The following is a 23,813-nucleotide window of genomic DNA, read 5'->3' as shown; positions in this document are numbered from 1 at the left end:
ACATTGATGTTGAATGTCAGTCCGACTTCGCGAGCAAGCTTCGCTCCTACAGGTTCCCGGTTCAGCCGGCCCTCCCCGGTCAGCGTTGTTCGATTGGCACGAACTTGCGCTGTTCGACGCCGGTGTACTCGGCGCTCGGGCGGATGATGCGGTTGTTGGCACGTTGTTCGAACACATGCGCCGCCCAGCCGGTCAGGCGCGAGCAGACGAAAATCGGCGTGAACAACTTGGTCGGAATGCCCATGAAGTGATACGTCGACGCATGGTAGAAGTCGGCGTTCGGGAACAGTTTCTTCTGCTCCCACATGGTCTTGTCGATGGCTTCGGAGACCGGGAACAGCACGGTGTCGCCCACTTCGTCAGCGAGTTTTTTCGACCAGCCCTTGATCACCTCGTTGCGCGGATCGTTGTCCTTATAGATCGCATGACCGAAGCCCATGATCTTGTCCTTGCGCTCGAGCATGCCGAGGGTGCCCTTGATTGCCTCCTCCGGCGAACTGAAACGTTCGATCATTTCCATCGCCGCTTCGTTGGCGCCGCCGTGCAGCGGACCGCGCAAAGTACCGATGGCCGCCGTGACGCAGGAGAACAGATCAGACAGCGTCGAGGCGCAAACCCGCGCGGCGAAGGTCGAGGCGTTGAATTCGTGCTCCGCATAGAGGATCAGCGAAACGTTCATCACCTTGACGTGCAACTCGCTTGGCTTCTTGTCGTGCAGCAGGTGCAGGAAGTGACCGCCAATGGATTGTTCGTCGCTTACGCAGCTGATGCGCTTGCCGTCGTGGCTGAAGCGATACCAGTAGCACATGATCGCCGGGAACGCGGCCAGCAGGCGGTCGGTCTTGTCGTGCTGCTCGGAGAAGTCGTTCTCCGGTTCGATGTTGCCCAGGAACGAGCAGCCGGTGCGCATCACGTCCATCGGGTGGGCGTCGGCGGGGATGCGTTCCAGCACTTCTTTCAAGGCTTGCGGCAGGTCGCGCAGCTTGCCCAGTTTGCTGATGTAGGCGGCGAGTTGCGCCTGGGTCGGCAGTTCGCCGTACAGCAGCAGGTAGGCCACTTCTTCGAATTGGGCGTCAGCCGCCAGTTCGCGAACGTCGTAGCCGCGATAGGTCAGGCCTGCGCCCGACTGGCCCACGGTGGACAGGGCGGTTTGCCCGGCAACCTGGCCACGGAGCCCGGCGCCACTGAGTACTTTTGCTTCGGCCATTGCTGTCTCCAGTTTTCTTGAATTTGTTAGGGAATCGGCAAATACCCGGATCGGGATTCACTCCGACCTTGTAGGAGCGAGCTTGCTCGCGATGGTGGACGGAACACCACGTTGTATCAGGCAGTACCCGTTATCGTTCACGTCCATCGCGAGCAAGCTTCGCTCCTACAGGATGTTCATTACTTCTTAGCGGCAAACAACGCATCGAGCTTCTGCTCGAAGGTGTGGTAGTCGATGCGATCGTAAAGCTCCATGCGGGTCTGCATGGTGTCGATGACGTTCTGTTGCGTGCCATCGCGGCGGATGGCGGTGTAGACGTTTTCCGCGGCCTTGTTCATCGCACGGAACGCCGACAGCGGGTACAGCACCAGCGACACATCGGCGCCTGCAAGCTGTTCGGTGGTGTACAGCGGCGTCGCGCCGAACTCGGTGATGTTGGCCAGGATCGGCGCTTTCACGCGGCTGGCGAACAGCTTGTACATGTCCAGTTCGGTGATGGCTTCCGGGAAGATCATGTCGGCGCCGGCTTCGATGCACGCTTCAGCGCGCTCCAGGGCCGATTCCAGCCCTTCCACCGCCAGGGCGTCGGTGCGGGCCATGATCACGAAGCTGTCGTCGGTCCGGGCATCGACCGCGGCCTTGATGCGATCGACCATTTCCTGCAGGGACACGATCTCTTTATTAGGACGGTGGCCGCAGCGCTTGGCGCCGACCTGGTCTTCGATGTGGATCGCCGCCGCGCCGAACTTGATCATCGACTTGACGGTGCGCGCCACGTTGAACGCCGAGGAACCGAAACCGGTGTCCACGTCCACCAGCAGCGGCAGGTCGCAGACGTCGGTGATGCGACGCACATCGGTCAGCACGTCATCGAGACCGGTAATGCCCAGGTCCGGCACGCCGAGGGAGCCGGCAGCGACCCCGCCACCGGACAGATAGATAGCCTTGAAACCGGCGCGCTTGGCCAGCAGTGCGTGGTTGGCGTTGATCGCGCCGACGACTTGCAGCGGATGCTCGCTGGCGACCGCATCGCGGAAACGCTGGCCTGGAGTGCTCTTGTTGGAACTCATGACTCACCTCGTTCAGTGGCTGTCGGGTTAACGCCGTCCTGGTAGTGACGGGCGATATTGCGTTTGGAGGCGCCGATGTGGCGGCGCATCAACAACTCGGCCAGCTCACCGTCACGGTCGGCGATGGCGTCGAGAATCCGGTGGTGCTCGGCAAAGGCCTGGCGCGGCCGATTGGGCGTGGTCGAAAACTGGATGCGGTACATGCGCACCAGTTGGTAGAGCTCGCCGCAGAGCATCTGGGTCAGGGTGCGGTTACCGCTGCCCTGGATGATTCGGTAATGAAAGTCGAAATCGCCTTCCTGCTGGTAGTAGCCGACACCGGCCTGAAACGCCGCATCGCGCTCGTGGGTTTCCAGCACCCGGCGCAGTTCGTCGATTTCTTCGAGGGTCATGCGTTCGGCCGCCAGACGGCAGGCCATGCCTTCGAGGGATTCGCGGATTTCGTAGAGTTCCAGCAGCTCGGCGTGGTTGAGCGACACCACCCGTGCGCCGACGTGCGGTATGCGCACCAACAAGCGCTGGCCCTCCAGGCGGTGGATCGCCTCACGCAACGGGCCGCGACTGATGCCGTAGGTGCGCGCCAGCTCCGGCTCGGAGATCTTGCTGCCCGGGGCGATTTCGCCTTTGACGATGGCCGCCTGAATGCGTCGGAAGACATTCTCGGAAAGTGTTTCCGAATCGTCTTGCGCAATGACCGGCGGATCGGGTTGGTCCAGCATATTGTCGACACCTTGTTAACCAATGCCGCAAAAACTAACGAATACAGGCCGTATAGTCAAAGGATAATTGGGAATTGTCGACAATCGTCTAATAACCGTCTGCATTCCATCCACCCAGTCGCTCGGTTTGCAGCCACCCGCCAGCGCTGGCGCCATAAAACCACCGTGCTAGAATGCCGGCCGCATTTGTTTGTGACATCTGCACGGCTTGTCATCGTTGATAGGCATACGAGGGAGCTTGCGCAGCGATGCCAGGGCCTTGAATTGAAGTATGGACCGCCGCGCACCAGGATTTATGAGACTCAAGCCCTCCCCCGCATTCCTTTTTATGCTCTGCCTGCCCGGTTATGCCGCGGCGGGGGAAAAAACCGTGTACGGCCTCAACGAGTACGCCTCGCTGGACGGTATCAACCTGGAAGTCGCCGCCAAACTCGACACCGGAGCGAAAACCGCCTCCCTGAGTGCCCGCGACATCAAACGCTTCAAACGCAATGGCGAGTCCTGGGTGCGCTTTTACCTGGCCATCGACGCCGCCCATTCGCACCCGATCGAACGGCCGCTGGCCCGGGTCAGCAAGATCAAGCGCAGGGCCGGCGACTACGACCCGGAGGCTGGCAAGAAGTACACCGCCCGTCCGGTGATCGAGCTCGATATCTGCATGGGTTCGGCTTTACGCAGCATCGAAGTGAACTTGACCGACCGAAGCGCCTTCCAATACCCGCTCTTGATCGGCTCCGAAGCCCTGAAACGCTTCGACGCGCTGGTCGACCCCAGCCTTAAATACGCTGCTGGCAAACCCGCCTGCGCCACCGACGCACATACCGCAGAGTAATTCCAATGCGCTCTCTTACCCTCCACCTGAAATTCCTGATCGCCATCCTGGTGGTCCTGGGCATTTCAGTTACGGCCTATCAGATCTTTGTGCTCGGCATTCCCGTGACCGAGGACGCCACCGACGACTTGTGGAACATCGACGCCAAGGTCGAGTTCGTCGCCAGCACCAAGGACCCGGTCAAGATCCAGATGTTCGTGCCGCCGCTGAGCCGCGATTACGTCAGCCTCAACGAGAGTTTCATCTCCAATAACTATGGCGTGGCGGTGAATCGGGTTGACGGCAACCGCAAGGTTACCTGGTCGGCGCGTCGGGCCAAGGGCAACCAGACCCTCTATTACCGCCTGGTGCTGACCAAGCGTTACAGCGGCGAAAAACTGAAGATCAAGGGCCCGACCTTCCGCGACAGCATTGTCGTGGAAGGCCCGGAAAAAATCGCCGCCGAAGCCCTGCTCGCGCCGATCCGCCAGCACTCGGCCGACGTCGAGACGTTCATCGGCGAAGCCATCAAGCGCGTCAATAACCTCAACGATGACAATGTGAAGCTGCTGCTGGGCGGCGATCCGTCCGTCGGGCACAAGGCCAAAATCGTCGAACTGCTGCTGTCCATCGCCCACGTGCCGGTGGAAAAGGTCCACACCATTCGCCTGGTGGCCGACCAGCCGCAAACTCCGGAACTCTGGCTGCGCAGCTTCAACGGCACCGACTGGCTGTACTTCAACCCGGAAACCGGCGAACAGGGCCTGCCCACCGACCGCCTGCTGTGGTGGACCGGCGACGAAAACCTGATCACCGTCGATGGCGGCAAGAAGGCCACTGTGACCTTCAGCATGAACAACAGCGAAATGAACGCCATCCGCCTGGCCAAGCTGACCGACGAAAACACCGACGCCAACTTCCTCGAATACTCGCTGTACGGCCTGCCGCTGCAAACCCAGCAGACCTTCATGATCATGGTGATGATCCCGATCGGCGTACTGGTGATCCTGATCCTGCGCAACCTGATCGGCATCCAGACCCTGGGCACTTTCACCCCGGTACTGATCGCCCTGGCCTTCCGCGAAACCCAGCTCGGCTTCGGCATCGTGCTGTTTACCATCATCACGGCCCTGGGCCTGTCGCTGCGCTCCTACCTTGAACACCTGAAGCTGCAAATGCTGCCGAGGCTGTCGGTGGTGCTGACCTTCGTGGTGGTGCTGATCGCGACGATCAGCCTGCTCAGCCATAAACTCGGCCTCGAACGCGGGTTGTCGGTCGCGCTGTTCCCGATGGTGATTCTGACCATGACCATCGAACGCCTGTCGATCACCTGGGAAGAGCGCGGCGGTGGCCATGCCATGAAAGTGGCGATAGGTACCTTGTTCGCCGCGGCCCTGGCGCACCTGATCATGAGCGTTCCGGAGCTGGTGTACTTCGTGTTCACCTTCCCGGCGATCCTGTTGATCCTGGTAGGCTTCATGCTGGCGATGGGGCGTTATCGCGGCTACCGCCTGACTGAACTGGTGCGCTTCAAGGCCTTCCTGAAGAAGGCTGACGCCTGATGTTCGGCCTCTGGAAAACCTGGAAGGCCCTGGAAGCCCGGGGCATCATGGGGATCAATCGGCGCAACGCGGACTATGTGCTCAAGTACAACAAGCGCAGCCTGTACCCGATCGTCGATGACAAGATCATCACCAAGGAGCGCGCCATCGCCGCCGGCATTCATGTGCCGGAATTGTATGGCGTGATCTCCACCGAGAAGGAAATCGACAACCTCGACGAGATCATCGGCGGGCGCAACGACTTCGTGGTGAAACCGGCCCAGGGTGCCGGCGGTGACGGCATCCTGGTGATCGCCGACCGCTTCGAGGGGCGCTACCGCACGGTGTCCGGCAAGATCATCAGCCACGAGGAAATCGAGCACCAGATCTCCAGCATCCTGACCGGCCTTTATTCGCTGGGCGGTCATCGCGACCGGGCGCTGATCGAATACCGCGTGACCCCGGACCAGATCTTCAAGAGCATCAGCTACGAAGGCGTGCCGGACATCCGCATCATCGTGCTGATGGGCTACCCGGTCATGGCCATGCTGCGCTTGCCGACCCGTCAGTCCGGCGGCAAGGCCAACCTGCACCAGGGCGCCATCGGCGTCGGCGTCGACCTTGCCACCGGCCTGACCCTGCGCGGCACCTGGCTGAACAACATCATCACCAAACACCCGGACACCACCAACGCGGTGGACGGCGTGCAACTGCCCTATTGGGACGGTTTCATGAAACTCGCCGCCGGCTGTTATGAGCTGTGCGGGCTGGGCTACATCGGGGTCGACATGGTGCTGGACCAGGAAAAAGGCCCGCTGATCCTTGAGCTCAACGCCCGTCCCGGGTTGAACATTCAGATTGCCAATGATTGCGGCCTGACATTGCGTACCCATGCCGTTGAAGCGCGGCTTGAAGCACTGAAGGCTCGCGGGATCAGCGAAACGGTTGAGGAGCGGGTGGAGTTTGTCCAGGAGATGTTCGGGCATATTCCCGGGGTCGAGGGCTGATCCGGGACCGAGTCGCACCTTTCGCTGGCAAGCCAGCTCCTACAGGATGGCGCTGAACCTTGTAGGAGCTGGCTTGCCAGCGAAGACGGCCTGACAGCCACCACACCTCCCAACCCTGTCGCCAATCTGCCAATCCCCGACATCCCCTGTAGGAGCTGGCTTGCCAGCGAAGACGGCCTGACAGCCAACACACCCTCCCAACCCTGCCGCCAATCTGCCAATCCCCGACATCCCCTGTAGGAGCTGGCTTGCCAGCGAAGACGGCCTGACAGCCAACACACCCTCCCAACCCTGTCGCCAATCTGCCAATCCCCGACATCCCCTCTAGGAGCAATTCCCGGAGCAGACTACAATCGCCACCCCCGCCTCGATGGCTGATCCGCCCCGCCCATGTTGACCTGTTCCGTACACCCGCTCCCCTATCGCGCCAATCCCGCCGACTACTTCGCGGCGATTCGTCATGCCCCCGGTGCCGTACTGCTCGACAGTGGCCGGCCGACTGCCGATCGCGGTCGTTATGACCTGCTCAGCGCCTGGCCGCTGGAACAACTGGCCGTATTGCCTGACGAAAGTGGCAGCGATTTCCTGCAGCGCCTGCGCGATAACCTGACACGGCTGGGTGAAGCCGCGCTGCCGTTTGACCTGCCTTTCGCCGGCGGCTTGATCGGCTACCTGAGCTATGACTTCGGCCGTCGCCTGGAGCATCTGCCGAGCCTGGCGCAGGACGACCTGCAATTGCCCGATGCGCGTTTCGGGCTCTATGGCTGGGCCCTGATCAGCGATCACCAACTCAAGACCAGTCAGCTGGTGTTTCACCCGACGCTGATCGACAGCGAGCGGCAACGCCTGATCGCCTTGTTCAGTCAGCCCGAGATCGACCCGATCGAGCCTTTCAAACTGAAAGCACCGATGAGCGCCGACTTGAGTGCTGACGAGTATCGCCAAGCGCTGGCGCGCATTCAGCACTATATACAGGCCGGCGACTGCTACCAGGTCAACTTCGCCCAGCGCTTCCGCGCGCAATGCCAGGGCGACCCGTGGGCCGCCTATTGCGCATTGCGCGCGGCCTGCCCGACGCCGTTCTCCGGCTTCCAGAGCCTGCCCGAGGGCGGCGCGGTGCTGAGCCTGTCGCCGGAGCGTTTCGTCAAAGTCAGCGAGCGCCATGTGGAAACCCGCCCGATCAAGGGCACCCGCCCTCGCGGCCTGACCGCTGCCGAAGATGCGGCGAACGCCGCCGAACTGTTGGCCAGCCCCAAGGACCGCGCGGAAAACCTGATGATCGTCGACTTGCTGCGCAACGACCTCGGCCGCACCTGCCGCATCGGCTCGGTGCGTGTGCCGGAGTTGTTCAGCCTGGAAAGCTACCCGAACGTGCATCACCTGGTGAGCAGCGTGACCGGAGAACTGGCGGATCAGCGGGACGCCCTGGACCTGATCGCCGGCAGCTTCCCGGGTGGATCGATTACCGGCGCGCCGAAGATTCGGGCGATGCAGATCATCGATGAACTGGAGCCCACCCGACGCGGTTTGTATTGCGGTTCGTTGCTGTACCTGGACGTACGTGGCGAGATGGACAGCTCCATCGCCATTCGCAGCTTGCTGGTGAAGGATGGGCAGGTCTGTTGCTGGGGCGGTGGCGGGATCGTCGCCGATTCCGAGTGGCAGGCCGAGTATCAGGAATCGATTACCAAGGTGAAGGTGTTGCTCGATACCCTGCAAAACCTTTAAGAGCTTCGCCGGCAAGTTGATCGTCCCCACGCTCCGCGTGGGAATGCAGCCCGGGACGCTCCGCGTCCCAAAGCGGACGCGGAGCGTCCATTGAGGCATTCCCACGCGGAGCGTGGGAACGATCAAACACAAACCTGTAGGAGCCGGCTTGCCGGCGAAGGCGCCCGCGAAATCGACTACAAACTCAGGGCCCGATTCGAAGCCTTGATAAACTCCTGCTTCAGCTCTTCAAAGCTGTGCACCGCCGGAAACTGTGGAAACTCGCGAATCACATTGTCCGGCGCATGGAACAGAATCCCTGCATCCGCCTCGCCCAGCATCGTGGTGTCGTTGTAGGAATCCCCCGCCGCAATCACCCGATAGTAGAGGCTCTTGAAGGCCAATACCGACTGGCGCTTGGGATCTTTCTGACGCAACTGATAGCTCGTCACCCGACCGGTGTCATCCGTTATCAAGCGGTGGCAAAGCAGGGTCGGGAAGCCCAGCTGACGCATCAGCGGTTGGGAAAACTCGTAGAAGGTGTCCGACAGAATCACCACCTGAAACCGCTCACGCAGCCAGTTGACGAACTCGACGGCACCGTCCAGCGGCTTGAGCGTGGCGATCACTTCCTGGATGTCGGACAGCTTCAGGCCATGTTCGTCGAGAATCCGCAGGCGCTGCTTCATCAGCACGTCGTAGTCGGGGATGTCCCGGGTGGTGGCCTTGAGGGATTCGATCCCGGTTTTTTCGGCAAAGGCGATCCAGATTTCCGGGACCAGCACACCTTCAAGATCCAGACAGGCAATTTCCACGAGACACTCCCATTTGTAGTGATTATTGAGTCGAGCGAGCAAAAGGACTGCCGAACTCTAGCGACTCGGGCCGGCCCGCGCAACGCAGAGGGCGCGCCAGTCGCTGCAGGATTTTGTTACCATCAACCCCATATAGAGCGCCCAGCGCCACTGACCTGTAGGAAGCCGCCCTGATGAGCCCATCGTTCGATGTCGTGGAACTCGCCACGACCTATGCCAACAAATCCGCCCAGGACATCCTGAAACTCGCGTTCGCCGAGTTCGGCGATGACCTGTGGATATCTTTCAGCGGCGCCGAAGACGTGGTGCTGGTGGACATGGCCTGGAAGCTGAACAAAAACGTCAAGGTGTTCAGCCTCGACACCGGCCGCCTGCACCCCGAGACCTATCGTTTCATCGATCAGGTGCGCGAGCACTACAAGATCGACATCGAACTGGTGTCACCGGACTACACGAAACTTGAACCCTTCGTGAAGGAAAAAGGCCTGTTCAGTTTCTACAAGGACGGCCATGGCGAATGCTGCGGTATCCGCAAGATCGAGCCACTGCGTCGCAAGTTGTCCGGCGTGACGGCCTGGGCCACCGGCCAGCGTCGCGACCAGAGCCCGGGCACCCGCAGCGCCGTCGCCGTGATGGAAATCGACACCGCGTTTTCGACGCCGGAACGCACCCTGTACAAATTCAACCCGCTGGCACAGATGACCAGCGAAGAGATCTGGGGTTACATCCGCATGCTCGAGCTGCCGTACAACAGCCTGCATGAGCGCGGCTTCATCAGCATTGGCTGCGAACCTTGCACCCGTCCGGTGCTGCCGAACCAGCACGAGCGCGAAGGTCGCTGGTGGTGGGAAGAAGCGACGCAGAAAGAATGCGGGTTGCATGCGGGGAATATCATCAGCAAGTCCAAGGCGTAATTCTCCGGCTTGATGCAATTCCCTGTAGGAGCGAGCTTGCTCGCGATGGTCTCAACGAAGACGCGTGCGATCTGGATGGACGCGTTGTCTGGAGGTTTTTCGCGAGCAAGCTCGCTCCTACAGGAAGCGACCCGCTAATAAATGTGTACACACGAATGTCACCATAGGTGCCATTTTTGTGTGCACTTTTCGTTTCGACGCCCCAAAAAGTTACATCCTCCTTTCCTGACTTTCCCAGCCGGTCTTTCTCACAAACCCCGCCGACAAATAAATACCCGTCCAATGGGTCAATTTATTTTTCCTTAATTTCAATTGCTTATCTAATCAAGATAACAAAACGAAATTAGCACCGCGATTGATAGCTCGGCAACTGGCATAGATCTGGCTTTAGTGCATACATGTTTTGTATACAATTACATCAAAACATAAAAACACTTTAGATCCGCAAGCCTGAAGCGCCCTATCCCGTACAGGCTGCAGATGCCCCGTAAATCAATGATGCTTACGGCCCCGCGACGAAGATTTGTCGAGCCTTCGCTCATGCACAGTCATCGCGGCGCCAAGCTTCAGGAGCCTGCCGGAATGCGTACTAGCCTCTCCAATAACAACATCGCGCTGGATCTGCCCTCCTCTCACCCCGAACCTGCCGCTTACGATCAAACGTTTCAAGGACCTGTGGTACTCAGCCCGCGTCTGCACAACAAAGACCTGGCACCGACCAAGGCCGAAGGTCGGCGCTGGGGCCGCTACAGCATCTTTGCCCTGTGGACCAACGACGTTCACAACATCGCCAACTACTCCTTCGCCATCGGCCTGTATGCCTTGGGCCTGGGTGGCTGGCAGATTCTGCTGTCCCTGGGCATCGGTGCCGCGCTGGTGTACGGGTTCATGAACCTGTCCGGTTACATGGGCCAGAAGACCGGCGTGCCGTTCCCGGTCATCAGCCGGATCAGTTTCGGTATACACGGGGCGCAGATTCCTGCGTTGATCCGCGCCATCATCGCCATTGCCTGGTTCGGAATTCAGACGTACCTGGCGTCCGTAGTGCTACGCGTGTTGTTGACGGCGGTGCACCCCGGGTTCGCCGACTACGACCACAATTCGATCCTTGGCCTGTCGAGCCTGGGCTGGATCTGTTTCGTGGCGATCTGGTTAGTGCAACTGGCGATCCTCGCCTATGGCATGGAGATGGTGCGGCGCTACGAGGCGTTTGCCGGACCGGTGATTTTGCTGACCGTCGCCTCCCTCGCCGGGTGGATGTACTTCCAGGCCAATGCAACCATCGCCTGGTCGATCCGGGAACCGCTGACCGGCGGCGAGATGTGGCGCAACATCTTTGCCGGCGGTGCGTTGTGGCTGTCGATCTACGGCACCTTGATCCTGAATTTCTGTGACTTCGCCCGTTCTTCGCCGTGCCGCAAGACGATCAAAGTCGGCAATTTCTGGGGCTTGCCGGTGAATATCCTGGTGTTTGCCAGCATCACCGTCCTGCTCTGCGGTGCGCAATTTCAGATCAATGGCCGGATCATCGAAAGCCCGACTGAAATCATCGCCTCGATTCACAACACCTTCTTCCTCGTGCTCGGCTGCCTGGCCTTCCTGATCGTGACTGTTGCGGTAAACATCATGGCCAACTTTGTCGCCCCGGCGTTCGTGCTCAGCAACCTGGCGCCCAAATACCTGACGTTCCGCCGCGCCGGGCTGATCAGCGCGACCATTGCCGTGCTGATCCTGCCCTGGAACCTCTACAACAGCCCACTGGTGATCGTGTATTTCCTGTCCGGCCTCGGCGCCTTGCTCGGCCCGCTGTACGGGGTGATCATGGTCGACTACTGGCTTGTACGAAAAGCACAGGTCAACGTGCCGCAGTTGTACAGCGAAGATCCCAACGGCGCTTATTACTACAGCCGCGGGGTCAATCTGCGCGCCGTGGCAGCGTTCATTCCTGCAGCGCTGATCGCCATCGTCCTGGCGCTGGTGCCGGGTTTCCACAGCGTATCGCCCTTCTCCTGGCTGATTGGCGCAGGTATCGCCGCAATGCTCTACCTGATTATCACCAAACGGCAACCGCACTACGCCGACGTCAGCGGCGAATCCATCGCGGTCGACAACGTCAGTCATTAAACCCGTGACGGCCCGACGATGTCGGGCCGCAGAACCATCCGTCATAAGGACTTTCCATGCGCATTCTCGTGGTCAACGTCAACACCACCGAATCCATCACCCAGGCTATCGCTCGCTCGGCGCAGTCCGTGGCTGCGCCCGGCACCGAAATCATTGGCCTGACGCCCTACTTCGGCGCCGATTCCATCGAAGGCAACTTCGAAAGCTACCTGGCCGCCATCGCCGTGATGGATCGGGTACTGGCCTACGAGCAACCCTTTGACGCGGTGATCCAGGCCGGTTACGGCGAGCACGGCCGCGAAGGGTTACAGGAGTTGCTCAACGTGCCGGTGGTGGATATCACCGATGCGGCCGCCAGCACCGCAATGTTTCTGGGCCATGCCTATTCGGTGGTCACGACGCTGGACCGCACCGTGCCGCTGATCGAGGATCGTCTCAAGCTGTCGGGACTCTGGGACCGCTGTGCGTCAGTGCGCGCCAGTGGCTTGGCCGTGCTGGAGCTGGAGTCCGATCCGGAGCGCGCGCTGGAGGCCATTGTCCGCCAGGCGGAATTGGCGGTGCTTGAGGACAAGGCCGAGGTGATTTGCCTGGGATGCGGCGGCATGGCCGGGTTGGACGAGCAGATTCGCCAGCGCACGGGGGTGCCGGTGGTGGATGGTGTGACGGCGGCGGTGACGATTGCCGAGTCGTTGGTGCGGTTGGGGCTGTCGACGTCGAAGGTGCGGACTTATGCGACGCCCCGGCCGAAAAAAATTGTGGGTTGGCCTGGAAGGTTTGGCAGGTAAGACCGCGTTATCGTTCTTCGCGAGCAGGCTCGCTCCCACAGGGGCTCTGCGGCGCTCACAAATCTCCTGTGGGAGCGAGCCTGCTCGCGAAGGCAACACCTCGGTCCCAAGCCTGGCTCAAAAAGCACTGAACCGCTGCCCCAACCCCCGCTCCGCAAACTGCTCAATAATGAAATCCACAAACGCCCGGGTCTTGCCCGGCAGCAGTTTGTGCTCAGCGTAATAGATCGAGATGTTGCCATCGTCGACGTACCACTGCGGCAACACCCGCTGCAACGTCCCGGCCTCCAGATAACCCACGGCGAACGGCATGCTCACCAGCGCGATGCCCAAGCCCTGGACTGCAGTGGCGCAGGCCGCTTCGGAATCACTCATCGTCATCCGTGCCTTGAGCGTCAATGGACTGTGTTGTTGGGTGCTGCTGGTCAACTGCCAGGAGCGCACGCGACCGGTTTGCGGCGATCGAATCAGGATCCCGTCATGATGTTTGAGATCATCGGGCTCGACCACAGACCCACGCTGCGCCAGATAGTCGACTGAAGCCACCAATACCCGATGCGCCGGCGTCAGCTTGCGCGCCACCACGCCCTGAGGCAGTTCGAAGCCCCCGCCGATGGCCGCGTCGAAGCCCTGGGCGATCAGGTCGACCTGCCGATTATCGAAATGCCAGTCCGGGTTGATGGCCGGAAACCGTCGCAGAAACTCCCCGAGCAACGGCACGATGTACAAGCGTCCGAACACGGTGCCCATGCTGACCTTTAATGTGCCGGCCGGTCGTCCTTCGGCGCTGGCCAGATTGGCCACGGCATTCTGGATCGTGAGCAGGCTGGCGCTGACCTCGCCGAGAAACAGATGACCGGCTTCGGTCAATGTCAGGCTGCGGGTGCTGCGCTGGAACAGTCGCACACCCAATCGAGCCTCAAGCTTGGCGACGCTCTTGCCCACCGCCGCCGGGGTCAGGCTCAAGCGCCGCGCGGCTTCGGCAAAGCTACCGACTTCGGCGCTGCGCACGAAGCATTCGATACTGCTGAAGGTTTCCATAAGCGCCACTATAAACTTCTGGTTTACACAGACTATCGCAATTACCGTCTACACAGCCTGTAATCCTGAATCGATACTAGGCTCCATCAACCGAGACACCTCGCCTCGGGACTTGGAGATCGATATGACTACTCAGAACCTCAGCGGCAAAGTGGCGTTGATTCAAGGCGGTTCCCGCGGTATCGGCGCAGCCATCGTCAAACGCCTGGCCGCTGAAGGCGCGACAGTCGCCTTCACCTATGTCAGTTCCACGGCCAAGGCTGAAGAATTGCAGAACAGCATCACCGCCAACGGCGGCAAAGCCTTGGCCATCAAGGCTGACAGTGCCGACGCCGAGGCCATCCGCAACGCCGTCACTGCCACAGTCGAAGCTTTCGGTCGCCTGGATATCCTGGTCAACAACGCCGGCGTACTGGCTGTCGCACCGCTGGAAGACTTCACACTCGAAGACTTCGACCAGACCCTGGCGATCAACGTGCGCAGCGTATTCATCGCCACCCAGGCCGCCGCCCGGCACATGACCGAAGGCGGTCGCATCATCAACATCGGCAGCACCAACGCCGAGCGCATGCCCTTCGCCGGCGGTGGGCCCTACGCCATGAGCAAATCGGCGCTGGTCGGCCTGACCAAAGGCCTGTCTCGCGATCTTGGCCCACGGGGCATCACCATCAACAACGTGCAACCGGGTCCGGTCGACACCGACATGAACCCGGCCAGCGGCGACTTCGCCGATAGCCTGATTCCGTTGATGGCAGTGGGTCGCTACGGCCAAGTGGAAGAAATCGCCAGTTTCGTCGCTTACCTGGTGGGCCCCGAAGCCGGTTACATCACCGGTGCCAGCCTGACCATCGACGGTGGTTTCGGCGCCTGACATAGATCAGTCAACCGCAATACTTTGTGGGGGCGAGCAAGTCGAATCGTCGCACCGTCGCTCCCGCATTATTTCCCGTCGTCAAGCCCAGTCGAGGTGCGGCAATCCACAGGCACTCGGATTGAACGCCTTCAACGTACGAAGAATGCCATCGGCGTGTGCGTACTTTTCGTCGGCCATCGCCGCGTCCGGAATCGCAATCGCCGTCATCCCCGCCGCCTTCGCCGCCGTGACACCGAACGGCGAATCTTCGAACACCAGGCAGTCCTCGGGTAATACGCCCAGGCGCCGCGCAGCAGTGAGGAAAATATCCGGTGCCGGCTTGGCCGCGCCGACTTCCGGATCATCGGCGGTGACGATGAAGTCGAACAGCGCAAACCAGTCGCGGTGCAAGGTGGTTTTCTGGCCAAACGACTGACGCGAGGAACTGGTGCCCACCGCGATCGGAATGTTGTTGGCCTTCAGATGCCGAACCAGTTCCTGGGCACCCGGCATCGCCAACGCCGCTGGAAAACGCTCGCGCATCAGCGGTTCCCGGATCTGCAGAAACTCTTCGGCGGTAATCGGCAGGTCCAGCGCCTCGACCACATACCGCGCCAGATCACCCGCACCACGGCCGATGATGTTCTGTTTGACGCTCCAGTCGAAGGTCCGTCCATAACGCCCGGCAATGAGGGAGGTGACTTCGGTGTAAATGCCCTCGGTGTCCAGCAGCAAGCCGTCCATATCGAAAATCACGGCCTTTATCGGGCCGAATTCATTCAGCGCAGCATTCATCGCTTCTGATCCGTTTTTAATGACATCCCGAAACTCGGCCCAAGCCGGGTCCGCGATTGATTAAAGGTTTCAGCAGCATAACGAGCGCAGCCGTCATAGAGCAACGGCAACACGTCCGAGGAATGCAAAACCCTGTGCTGGAGAATGGCCGTGATTCAGCCATTCATTCACCTCCCGCGCCGCCTGTACCACCGCCCGCGGTACCGGTACCTCCACCGGCACTGCCCGAACTGCCACCACTGCCGCTGCCGCTCATCCCCGAACTACCGGATTCTCCAGACCCACTTCCAGAACCGCTCCCCATCGAGCTCCCACCACTCATCGACCCGCTTCCCGTCCCCGGGCGGGTGCTGCTCCCACTGGCGTCACCGCCATTGCCGCCCTTGATGGAGCCAGGTGGCAGGGCATTGCCATCGGCGGAACCCGCATTCATCTCTGTAGAGGGAGGCATGCCGCCTTTGTCGACGGGCGCATCGGACTGAGCGAACACCGCCATCGAGCCGACCGACAACACGCCGGCGACCGTCAAGGCTGTCCATTTTGACCTGATCATGGAGTGTCTCCTTTAAAAGGTGCTGACCTGATTTCTGGCCGCCTCGGTTTTTTAAAGGTGCCGCTCGATCGACCAGCGGCGATGAAATCCTGGACGAGCGTCAGCTCGGCTCATTGGAGCCATCGTTGCCGGCAATGTCCGGATCGTCAGGCGTAGCTTCAACATCAGTGTCAGTGCGCCGCACATCATCGTTCGGCACTTGTTCCACGCCCGCGTCATCATCCGGCGGGCGCTGGTCGCGTGGAAGCGGGTCGGTAGGAGAAGGCAGTGGGTATTCAGGGGTGTCGTCGATGTCGGAATCTTCTGGATGAGCGTTCATAAAACACCTCTCAGGGGGCCTGAAACCAGGTCCTGAAATTTCGATGACAGCGCAACGGCCACGGTTCGATCAGGCGGACGATCGGTCAGTCTGATCCCGGCGCCTGATCATTGTTCGTCTTCGTCTTCATCCTCTTCTTCATATTCAGTATTGCCCACGTCGCCGGCGTCATCGGCATCGTTGAGCGGCACTGTTGCGTCATCCATCAGGGAGCCCGGGTCTTCATTGCCGGGATCGTTGATGAACGGAAGCCCGCTCGGGCCTTTTTCTTCCGTGCCTTCGGTTTCAGGCGTCATGGCAGTCCTCGCAACAATCAGGGAGTGTATGAAGTTCGAGGCGGCCTTGCGGCAATCGTTCCGCAACAGGACCACAGATACGACAAACCCGGCACCAGGCCGGGTTTCCGCGTCATTCGCGGTCGAATCAGTGATGCTTGTTTTTGTTCTTGTGCTTATTTTTGTGCTTGTGCTTGTGGCCGTTGCCGGAATGGGAACTGCCGCTGTCGGTCCCCAGGTTATTACCGACCGCACCACCCGCCGCACCGCCCAGGCCTGCGCCGATGGTAGAGCCGGTCGAGCCACCCAGGCTGTTACCAATCACCGAGCCGCCAGCCGAGCCCAAACCGCCACCAATGGCCGCTTCGGTCCGACTGCCTTTGGGGGCGCCCACCGCACTGCCTGCCGCGCCGCCAACGCCGGCACCAATCGCTGCCCCCGTGCTGCCGCCCATTTGCTGGCCGACCACGTTGCCCAGCGCACCGCCAATACCACCGCCAACGGCAGCAGTGCCGTCACCGGCAGCCATTGCACCTTGAGCGACCAAAAGTCCCAGAACCACTGTGGACAATGTCAAACGCATGATATGAACCTCTAATTCCGCATCGGGGGAAGTGAACATGCTGCGGATGGGCAGGAGTCTAGCATCTGCGCCCGCTGAATCCGGCCAGCGTCGAGCGTTGGACCGCTGTCAATTCGAAGAGTGAGGGCGGAGAAACATCCAGATACTAAAAGCCCGGCATCAAGCCGGGCTTTCAGAAGCGATCGCGAAAGATCAGTGACGCTTGTGACCCTTGGCCAGGTTGCTGCCCACGCCGCCACCCAATGCACCGCCCAGGCCCGCGCCGATGGTCGAACCGGTCTTGCCGCCCAGGCTGTTGCCGATCACCGAACCGCCCGCCGCGCCGACACCGCCACCGATGGCGGCCTTGGTACGGCTGCCTTTGCGTGCGGCAACTGCACTGCCCGCTGCGCCGGCCACACCGGCACCAATCGCTGCACCGGTACTGCCGCCCATTTTCTGACCAACCACATTACCCAGCGCACCACCCAAGCCGCCACCCAGCGCGGCAGTGCCGTCGCCGGCAGCCATTGCACCTTGAGCAACCAAAAGTCCCAGAACCAGAGCGGGCAGAGTCAAACGCATGACGAGAAACCTCAGAAAAAGGAAAACCGAAAGGAGAATAATTAAATGTTCTTATCCAACGACGACCACAGACAAGTCGCCGCAACCACACAGTTGGCGACGGTTTGACAGCGTTTTCGGGAAAGGTTTTATGACAGGCAAAAAAAAGCCCGCTGGGGAGACGGGCTGGAGTATTGCTTTCTAACGGATGAGCTGAGACTACGTCGATGGGTGTGAAAACTTTGTGAAAGATTTCGTGGGAAACACTTTCCTGCAACTATTTATTCGATGCCTGAAAAACCCGCTCGATGACGGGGCTGGGTGCATCACTTCCTGGACGATGGCGCTACCTTGGGTAAAAATTTCGCCTTCGGTCCCGGGCGCGCCATGGATTTCATCTTGTCGTTATGGGTCTGGTCTTCACCGAAGCCCGCCACATAATCGGTCTGCCCACATTGCACGCAGTTGTTGATCGGAAACTCTGCACCGTCGTCTTCGATATATGGATCAGCCATGTCTTCGCCCCTCTCAAAAAGCGGGATCGACACCGGCAAGCCCTTTTGCCTGAAAAAATATCGATCGCCAAGGCGTTTCAGACTAGCCGGTCATTACTGGACTTGTAGTTCAGATTACCCGTGCCCGACGAATGGCCCTCGCGAACTCACCTCAGCTTGACCGCCGTCCCGGTCACAAATACCACCACCATCCCGCCCTTCCCGGCCGGCATGCTGATCTCGTAATCAAGTCCCACCACCGCATCCGCCTGCAGCGCCCGCGCCCGCTCCTTGAGCTCGTCGGTTGCCTGAATCCGTGCTTCCTTCAAGGCTCGCTCCAGTGTCTGGGAGCGCCCACCGAAAAAATCCCGCATCCCGGCGAACAGGTCTCGGATGACATTGACGCCCTGCACCGACTCGGCGCTGACGATGTCCAGGTAGGCGGTGATTTGCCGGCCTTCGATGGAGTGGGTTGTGGTGGTGATCATGCAATTCTCTTCCTAATCGGAGCACGCATTCGCTGAGTGATTGGCGGTAAAAAAAAGCCCAGCATTTGGCTGGGCTTCGAAATTCTCAACGTTAATCTTCAGATGTGTTTTTCCACCGAAGCATTCGCCTTCTTGATCGCTTCAGCCTTCTCAATCACGTCCCGTTGAGAAGCAATAGCTTTGCTGATCACAATGTTGTAAACATCCCGCCTGGTATCAGCAGATGCCTTCGTGAAGAAGTCGGCCAAAGGACTGGATGCCCCGTCGTTAGCTACGCTCATGCACTTTAACCCCGGATAAAAGCTCTACAAGCTCGAATTGATCATAGGGGTCGGGAATGAGAGCGTCAATCTGCTCCACACTGACACCCTGTTCAAAAAATGAAGCCGTACCATCGTTATTCTTGATAATCAGGTCCACGTAAAATCGTTCGCCGTAACATTTCCGAAGCCCGACTACATTCCTCCTCGCGGCAAGATACTGCGCGACAAAAGCATCCAACGGGATGTTGCGTCCTTCCGTAATCTCTCTGGCTTGAACAAACTGCCAAGCAAGCCTCGGCTCCTGATAAACGTAAATAACCTGTGCAATTCGTTGACTAGCCAAAACTCTACTTATGTTTCGCTTCGCAACGTCGATGCTGGCTAGCGTTCCATCGAGCAGAAACGAAATCCGCTTTTCAAAGACCCTGTCCAAAACACGTTCCAGTATTTTCGTCACGGCGCGGTGATACAGATAGGAATTTCCACCTGAGTACCCCGGAATCAAGCATCTGTAGTCATCAGGATCAATTCGTAAAATTTTCTTTGCCGTAACTCCCGCAACACCCTGCTCAAGCATCTCCACCAAACCTTTCGATATCTCGGTTTTCCCTGCCCCTGGCGAGCCAGCCATGAACACAGTCAGTGGGGAAGCTTCCGAAGGAAATGCATCGGTATCAGCAATTGTTCTCGCCAACCTGGCCCGGTTTGTTTTGGCGAACTCAAACGCCTCCTCTTCTACGGCTTTTTCTTCGGGAGTCATATTCAGTGCTCGGTTCATTCGCAGTTTCAGCGTGTTCCCGGCCGTCTAGCAGCGGACATGACCATCAGCCTTCCTGGATATCTTGAGTGTCAGTGCATGAGCATGAACCACAGAAGGGATGAAGAAATAGTCGGCGGGACGCCTAAATTGGCTTGCAAACGGCGACAATAAAAGCCGGCACATTCCGAATAGCATGTAGGAATTGGCTACAGCATGCAGAACCGACAAAGGGATTTACGGCAGTGACCGGTAAACAACTTTAGCCACAACAGGGGTCTGTCGCTTTGAGTGCATCCCCTCTCAGTGCGACCCGGACAAATGCTGAGCCATCGCTTCAAACGCCGGCAACGTCACCGGATCATTGGCCGAGTTAGCGGCAACCGGATGGGACGCATAGCGAACAATCACCATTTCGGCGTTCGGGTCCACATAGATACGCTGACCGTAGACTCCGCGCGCCATGAAGGCGCCGCCGTCCTTATCTGTCACCCACCACATCGAGCGGTAGCTCCAGCCTTTGAGCAAGTCATAACCGGCCTTGGCAAATGCCTGCTTGTCGCCGCCATGGCGGATGTCGTCCACCACCGCTTTCGGCACGATCTGCTGACCGTTGAAGGCGCCATCATTGCGCAACATCTCGCCAAACCGGGCCAGGTCGCGCAAGCCGGTGTTCAAGCCGCCGCCGGCAAACGGGGTGCCAATGGAGTCCACCGTGAAATAGGCATCCTGCTCGGCCCCCAGCCGACTCCAGATCCGCTCGGACAACAACTGCGCGACGTTACGACCGGTCACTCGAGCGATGACCCAGCCCAAGACGTCGGAGTTGACGGTCTTGTAGGCGAACGCGCTGCCATGCTCGCCTTGCAGCTGCACCGTCTGCAAAAACTCGTAATAGCTGCGCGGTCCCGTGTAGTCCTTCGGCTTGGGTAAAGGGCTGCCAGCCTTGGCATGGGCCCAGACTTCGGCGTTCGGGTCGGCATAGTCCTCGCTGTATTTGAGTGCGGTCGTCATATCGAGAACCTGACGCACCGTGGCACTGCCAAACGCGGAGTTCGCCAGTTCGGGGACGTACTCGGCGACGTGCTTATCCGCGTCGATCCGCCCTTCCGCCACCAACATCGCCCCCAGCGTGCCGACCACGGACTTGGTCACCGACATCGCCGCGTGCTGGCCTTCAGGCTTCAGCACGCCAAAGTAACGTTCGTAGACAACCTTGCCGCGATGCATCACCACAATCCCGTCGGTGTAGGTGGCCGCAAGGGATTGATCCCAGGTCATCGAGGCCTTGGCGCCGAGCGGGACGAAACTGATGGCGTCGATGTCGTTGCGCAACGCAGATTGCAAGGGAACCGGTGCGCCAAGTCCTCGCGAGACGTTGATGGTCGGCATGAGTTGGCGGAAGTTCGAAACACTCCAGCGCATCGCCGGGAACTGGAAATAGCTGCCGTCTTCGAAACGTAGAGTGCGATCGGCGGGGGGTGGGGAGCCGATCATCCAACCGAGTTTTGCGGGGTCGCTGGCGGCGGCGTCGGGGAAGGTTGTAGTGGTGGATGCGGTGGCGAGGGATGACAGGGCGCCCATCAACATAGCTGTGATGGAAACTGCCAAGTGCCGGGGGGTGATGCGAGGGCAAGACATGGTGTCGATTCCGTTCGAGGGGTTCGAGCAGTCTAACAGGCGGACTGAGAGGCTGAAGACCGGACTTTTAGTGGGATTGAACGGACCAATGGTGGGGCACGCGCTGCTAGAGAAGTTTGATCAACACCGCAGTAACGGTCGCCACCATACCAATCAATCCAGTCGCCACAGCCACCGGATACCAAAAAGCTTCACGGGTCATCTTGCCGGCTTCAGCGTTCAGCTTGCGCTGTTCAGCCATCAGCTTGACGATCTCGACATGAACTTTTTCCAGCTCGGCCTGTTTCATGGTGAGTTCCTGCATAACGTGCCTGCGTCCAATCCATGTGGCGGGCGGCGTCTCGTACGCCGCCCTTTAGGCCATTTTGTACCCGATGGTGCAAACGAACAACCTTGTACGAGGCGGCTCACAGGAGGCGATGAAACCGGGGAAAGCACTCAACCTGTTGGCTTTCCAGCCTTGCTTCCCACAGGACCATCATTCGTCCTACAGAATTTTCGGAAAGCAACTTCACCGATTAGCCTGGGCTTTCAGCAAAGCTGAAACGGCGATTTGGGTACGTACCCGAATTGAACGGGTGCTTGATGCCGCTAAAGCACGTGGACTGCAGGCAAGGCTCCTGGTTCGGTCGTTAGCCGAGAATGGCCCGGTCTCGGTATTTTTTTACCTACAGAAAGCAAAAAGCCCCAGCGCATGGCTGAGGCTTTTTGTTCGGTATTAGTGGTGCCCAGAGACGGAATCGAACCGCCGACACGGGGATTTTCAATCCCCTGCTCTACCGACTGAGCTATCTGGGCCGCGGCGGAATTAAACGTTTTTACGGCTGGGGCGTCAAGCACGAAATCAAAAAAAACCAGTGAATACCTATAGTTACGATTGACCGTAATGTGGAAAAGTACAGCCTCAAAACCATGAACCCAATCACCATGTGAACCAGCACGCTGAATCGACGAGCTATTAGTGTCTGCTGACGATCGCTGCCTGGCGTTCGTGCGCTGATGTCGCCAGAGGATGATCCCGATTACAACGATGCAAGTCAGATCGATTGGTATTTTTCAGAAACGCAGAAACGAAAAAGCCCTGAATGATCAGGGCTTTTTCGTATATGTGTGGCGGTGAAGGAGAGATTCGAACTCTCGATACAATTTCTTGTATACACACTTTCCAGGCGTGCTCCTTAAGCCACTCGGACACTTCACCGTATCTCTTCAAACAAGTTCTGTCTGTCGAGGCGCGCTAATGTAGTCGAAAGCTTTTCCGATGGCAAACTTTTTTTGCAGAATTTTCATGCGGTTAGCGATTTAGTCATGGCGACGGGTTTCGGACCATGGCAAACCTGCCAATCTCCGGCTTGCCGTCCCCTTCCCTATAGAGGGCAGTACCCTGCCAGCATGGCGGGCTACGTGCGTCGGCCGGGGAAAGGGTGACTGACGGGTCAGTCATAGCGCTTTACCTGGCCTATGGCGGTGGGTAACGTCTGGCCTACTTTATTGAAAGGAATAGCGTCATGAGTGAGTTGATTTCCTACCATCTCGAAGACGGTATCGCGACCCTGACCTTGAGCAATGGCAAGGTCAATGCGATTTCGCCAGACGTGATTGCTGCATTTAATGCTGCGCTGGATCAGGCGGTGACTGATCGCGCGGTGGTGATCATTACCGGTACGCCCGGGATTCTGTCCGGCGGTTACGACTTGAAGGTGATGACGTCCGGTCCTGAAGCAGCCGTGGCGCTGGTGACGGCCGGTTCGACCCTGGCCCGTCGTCTGTTGTCGCACCCGTTCCCGGTGATCGTGGCGTGCCCGGGGCATGCCGTGGCCAAGGGGGCGTTTTTGTTGTTGTCGGCGGACTATCGCATTGGTGTCGACGGCCCGTTCAGCATTGGTCTGAACGAGGTGCAGATCGGCATGACCATGCACCACGCCGGCATCGAGATCGCCCGTGATCGTCTGCGCAAATCGGCGTTTCACCGTTCAGTGATCAATGGCGAGATGTTCAATCCGCAGAGCGCGGTGGATGCCGGTTTCCTTGATCTGGTGGTGTCGGTCGAAGAGTTGCAGGGTGCAGCGTTGGCAGCGGCGCGTCAGTTGAAGAAGATCAATATGACGGCGCACAAGAACACCAAGCTCAAAGTGCGCAAGGCGCTGTTGGAGACGCTGGATAACGCGATCATCCTGGATCAGGAGCATTTGGGTTAAGCCCAATGCTGCACTATTGAATGGCCTAACTATCGTGGCGTGATGCTGTTTATGGTGACTGCGATTTTTTGGGGGTTGGGTGGGTTGGTTGGTTGGGGTACATATCCGTTTCTGCGGTAACGGCCGCTGACGGTTTCGCCCTTACGGCGAGTCACTTGGAAGAGCCCCAAGTAACCAAGGGCTTTTGCCCCGCCATTCGGTGCCTCGCCTAGGCTCGGCATGCCGTAACGAAGGCATTGCTCCGGGGGCCCGCCGCCATCGGCCATCCATGGCCGGGGGCGGCTACCGCGGCATCCCTGCCGCGGTGCCC

26 protein-coding genes and 2 tRNA genes are annotated in these 23,813 nt (G+C 59.3%); 9 read left to right on the top strand and 19 right to left on the bottom strand.

Translation table 11 applies throughout. The features are described 5' to 3' along the window. Positions 1-79: 79 nt before the first annotated feature. From prpC to F8N96_RS28825, 3 genes are all read right to left on the bottom strand, one after another. The gene (gene prpC / locus F8N96_RS28835) at positions 80-1,207 is read right to left on the bottom strand and encodes a 2-methylcitrate synthase (RefSeq protein ID WP_150800680.1); all 1,128 of its coding nucleotides are present in this window, start codon (positions 1,205-1,207) and stop codon (positions 80-82) included. A 179-nt stretch (positions 1,208-1,386) separates the two neighbouring features. Continuing rightward, the gene (prpB, locus tag F8N96_RS28830; protein WP_150764339.1) at positions 1,387-2,277 is read right to left on the bottom strand and encodes a methylisocitrate lyase; all 891 of its coding nucleotides are present in this window, start codon (positions 2,275-2,277) and stop codon (positions 1,387-1,389) included. Then, the gene (locus F8N96_RS28825) at positions 2,274-2,996 is read right to left on the bottom strand and encodes a GntR family transcriptional regulator (RefSeq protein WP_150764340.1); all 723 of its coding nucleotides are present in this window, start codon (positions 2,994-2,996) and stop codon (positions 2,274-2,276) included. The genes prpB and F8N96_RS28825 overlap by 4 nt, the downstream gene beginning before the upstream one ends. A 295-nt stretch (positions 2,997-3,291) precedes the next feature. Between F8N96_RS28825 and F8N96_RS28820 the strand changes: the two genes are divergently transcribed. The 4 genes from F8N96_RS28820 to pabB all read left to right on the top strand — a co-directional run bounded on the left by F8N96_RS28820 (position 3,292) and on the right by pabB (position 8,083). Further along, positions 3,292-3,828 (top strand): ATP-dependent zinc protease, encoded by a 537-nt coding sequence (locus F8N96_RS28820; RefSeq protein ID WP_150800679.1) that lies wholly within the window; start codon positions 3,292-3,294, stop codon positions 3,826-3,828. Between the two features lie 5 nt (positions 3,829-3,833). Continuing rightward, on the top strand, positions 3,834-5,369 hold the full coding sequence (locus F8N96_RS28815; protein WP_150764342.1) for an inactive transglutaminase family protein: 1,536 nt from the start codon (positions 3,834-3,836) through the stop codon (positions 5,367-5,369). After that, positions 5,369-6,355 (top strand): alpha-L-glutamate ligase-like protein, encoded by a 987-nt coding sequence (locus F8N96_RS28810; RefSeq protein WP_150800678.1) that lies wholly within the window; start codon positions 5,369-5,371, stop codon positions 6,353-6,355. Before F8N96_RS28815 ends, F8N96_RS28810 begins: the two co-directional genes overlap by 1 nt. A gap of 390 nt (positions 6,356-6,745) precedes the next feature. After that, positions 6,746-8,083 carry an aminodeoxychorismate synthase component I gene (gene pabB / locus F8N96_RS28805; RefSeq protein ID WP_150800677.1) on the top strand — a complete coding sequence of 446 codons (1,338 nt, stop codon included), beginning with the start codon at positions 6,746-6,748 and terminating at the stop codon, positions 8,081-8,083. 176 nt (positions 8,084-8,259) lie between these two features. On the opposite strand, the gene thrH is transcribed toward pabB, so the two are convergent. Further along, entirely contained in the window at positions 8,260-8,877 is a 618-nt protein-coding gene (gene thrH, locus F8N96_RS28800) for a bifunctional phosphoserine phosphatase/homoserine phosphotransferase ThrH (protein WP_150800676.1), read from the bottom strand. Positions 8,878-9,050: 173 nt separating this feature from the next. On the opposite strand from thrH, the gene F8N96_RS28795 reads away from it, so the two are divergent. From F8N96_RS28795 to F8N96_RS28785, 3 genes are all read left to right on the top strand, one after another. Next, complete coding sequence (locus F8N96_RS28795; RefSeq protein WP_150800675.1) at positions 9,051-9,791, top strand: phosphoadenylyl-sulfate reductase; 741 nt, start codon at positions 9,051-9,053, stop codon at positions 9,789-9,791. A 582-nt stretch (positions 9,792-10,373) separates the two neighbouring features. Beyond that, a complete protein-coding gene (locus F8N96_RS28790) occupies positions 10,374-11,915 on the top strand; it encodes an NCS1 family nucleobase:cation symporter-1 (protein ID WP_150800674.1) in 1,542 nt (513 codons plus the stop codon). A gap of 56 nt (positions 11,916-11,971) precedes the next feature. Next, the gene (locus tag F8N96_RS28785; protein WP_150800673.1) at positions 11,972-12,700 is read left to right on the top strand and encodes an aspartate/glutamate racemase family protein; all 729 of its coding nucleotides are present in this window, start codon (positions 11,972-11,974) and stop codon (positions 12,698-12,700) included. Between the two features lie 117 nt (positions 12,701-12,817). On the opposite strand, the gene F8N96_RS28775 is transcribed toward F8N96_RS28785, so the two are convergent. Then, positions 12,818-13,741 carry a LysR family transcriptional regulator gene (locus F8N96_RS28775; protein ID WP_150800671.1) on the bottom strand — a complete coding sequence of 308 codons (924 nt, stop codon included), beginning with the start codon at positions 13,739-13,741 and terminating at the stop codon, positions 12,818-12,820. 124 nt (positions 13,742-13,865) lie between these two features. Here F8N96_RS28775 and F8N96_RS28770 point away from each other — a divergent pair, with 124 nt between their 5' ends. Beyond that, complete coding sequence (locus F8N96_RS28770; protein WP_150800670.1) at positions 13,866-14,612, top strand: 3-oxoacyl-ACP reductase family protein; 747 nt, start codon at positions 13,866-13,868, stop codon at positions 14,610-14,612. Between the two features lie 81 nt (positions 14,613-14,693). Here F8N96_RS28770 and F8N96_RS28765 read toward each other — a convergent pair whose 3' ends face one another. From F8N96_RS28765 to F8N96_RS28700, 14 genes are all read right to left on the bottom strand, one after another. Beyond that, entirely contained in the window at positions 14,694-15,389 is a 696-nt protein-coding gene (locus F8N96_RS28765; RefSeq protein WP_150800669.1) for an HAD-IA family hydrolase, read from the bottom strand. Positions 15,390-15,552: 163 nt separating this feature from the next. Continuing rightward, a complete protein-coding gene (locus F8N96_RS28760; RefSeq protein WP_150800668.1) occupies positions 15,553-15,942 on the bottom strand; it encodes a hypothetical protein in 390 nt (129 codons plus the stop codon). Positions 15,943-16,042: 100 nt separating this feature from the next. Further along, positions 16,043-16,261 (bottom strand): hypothetical protein, encoded by a 219-nt coding sequence (locus F8N96_RS28755; RefSeq protein ID WP_150800667.1) that lies wholly within the window; start codon positions 16,259-16,261, stop codon positions 16,043-16,045. Positions 16,262-16,368: 107 nt separating this feature from the next. Next, a complete protein-coding gene (locus F8N96_RS28750) occupies positions 16,369-16,557 on the bottom strand; it encodes a hypothetical protein (protein WP_150764354.1) in 189 nt (62 codons plus the stop codon). Positions 16,558-16,684: 127 nt separating this feature from the next. After that, positions 16,685-17,119, bottom strand: a complete 435-nt coding sequence (locus F8N96_RS28745; RefSeq protein ID WP_150764355.1) for a glycine zipper domain-containing protein — start codon at positions 17,117-17,119, stop codon at positions 16,685-16,687. A gap of 192 nt (positions 17,120-17,311) precedes the next feature. After that, complete coding sequence (locus tag F8N96_RS28740; RefSeq protein WP_064678912.1) at positions 17,312-17,683, bottom strand: hypothetical protein; 372 nt, start codon at positions 17,681-17,683, stop codon at positions 17,312-17,314. Between the two features lie 305 nt (positions 17,684-17,988). After that, positions 17,989-18,177: a hypothetical protein gene (locus F8N96_RS28735; RefSeq protein ID WP_150800666.1), complete on the bottom strand. Its 189-nt coding sequence runs from the start codon at positions 18,175-18,177 to the stop codon at positions 17,989-17,991. Between the two features lie 146 nt (positions 18,178-18,323). Further along, positions 18,324-18,644 (bottom strand): YbjQ family protein, encoded by a 321-nt coding sequence (locus F8N96_RS28730; protein ID WP_076030324.1) that lies wholly within the window; start codon positions 18,642-18,644, stop codon positions 18,324-18,326. Positions 18,645-18,742: 98 nt separating this feature from the next. After that, positions 18,743-18,925 (bottom strand): hypothetical protein, encoded by a 183-nt coding sequence (locus tag F8N96_RS28725; protein WP_150800665.1) that lies wholly within the window; start codon positions 18,923-18,925, stop codon positions 18,743-18,745. After that, positions 18,912-19,667, bottom strand: a complete 756-nt coding sequence (locus tag F8N96_RS28720) for a zeta toxin family protein (protein WP_150800664.1) — start codon at positions 19,665-19,667, stop codon at positions 18,912-18,914. Before F8N96_RS28720 ends, F8N96_RS28725 begins: the two co-directional genes overlap by 14 nt. A gap of 300 nt (positions 19,668-19,967) precedes the next feature. Beyond that, positions 19,968-21,254, bottom strand: coding sequence for a serine hydrolase domain-containing protein (locus tag F8N96_RS28715; protein WP_412071829.1), 1,287 nt, complete (start codon positions 21,252-21,254; stop codon positions 19,968-19,970). 157 nt (positions 21,255-21,411) lie between these two features. Beyond that, entirely contained in the window at positions 21,412-21,594 is a 183-nt protein-coding gene (locus F8N96_RS28710) for a hypothetical protein (RefSeq protein WP_150800662.1), read from the bottom strand. Positions 21,595-22,027: 433 nt separating this feature from the next. Then, positions 22,028-22,103 (bottom strand) — tRNA-Phe (locus tag F8N96_RS28705). 313 nt (positions 22,104-22,416) lie between these two features. Next, positions 22,417-22,506, bottom strand: a tRNA-Ser gene (locus tag F8N96_RS28700). 307 nt (positions 22,507-22,813) lie between these two features. Here F8N96_RS28700 and F8N96_RS28695 point away from each other — a divergent pair. Beyond that, positions 22,814-23,503 (top strand): crotonase/enoyl-CoA hydratase family protein, encoded by a 690-nt coding sequence (locus F8N96_RS28695; RefSeq protein WP_064678930.1) that lies wholly within the window; start codon positions 22,814-22,816, stop codon positions 23,501-23,503. Positions 23,504-23,813 lie beyond the last annotated feature (310 nt).

Origin of the sequence: Pseudomonas fluorescens, assembly GCF_902497855.1 — a bacterium.
Lineage (GTDB): Bacteria > Pseudomonadota > Gammaproteobacteria > Pseudomonadales > Pseudomonadaceae > Aquipseudomonas > Aquipseudomonas fluorescens_BI.
Note: the sequence above shows the minus strand (reverse complement) of the source record. Positions and strands in the feature narration are given on the sequence as shown.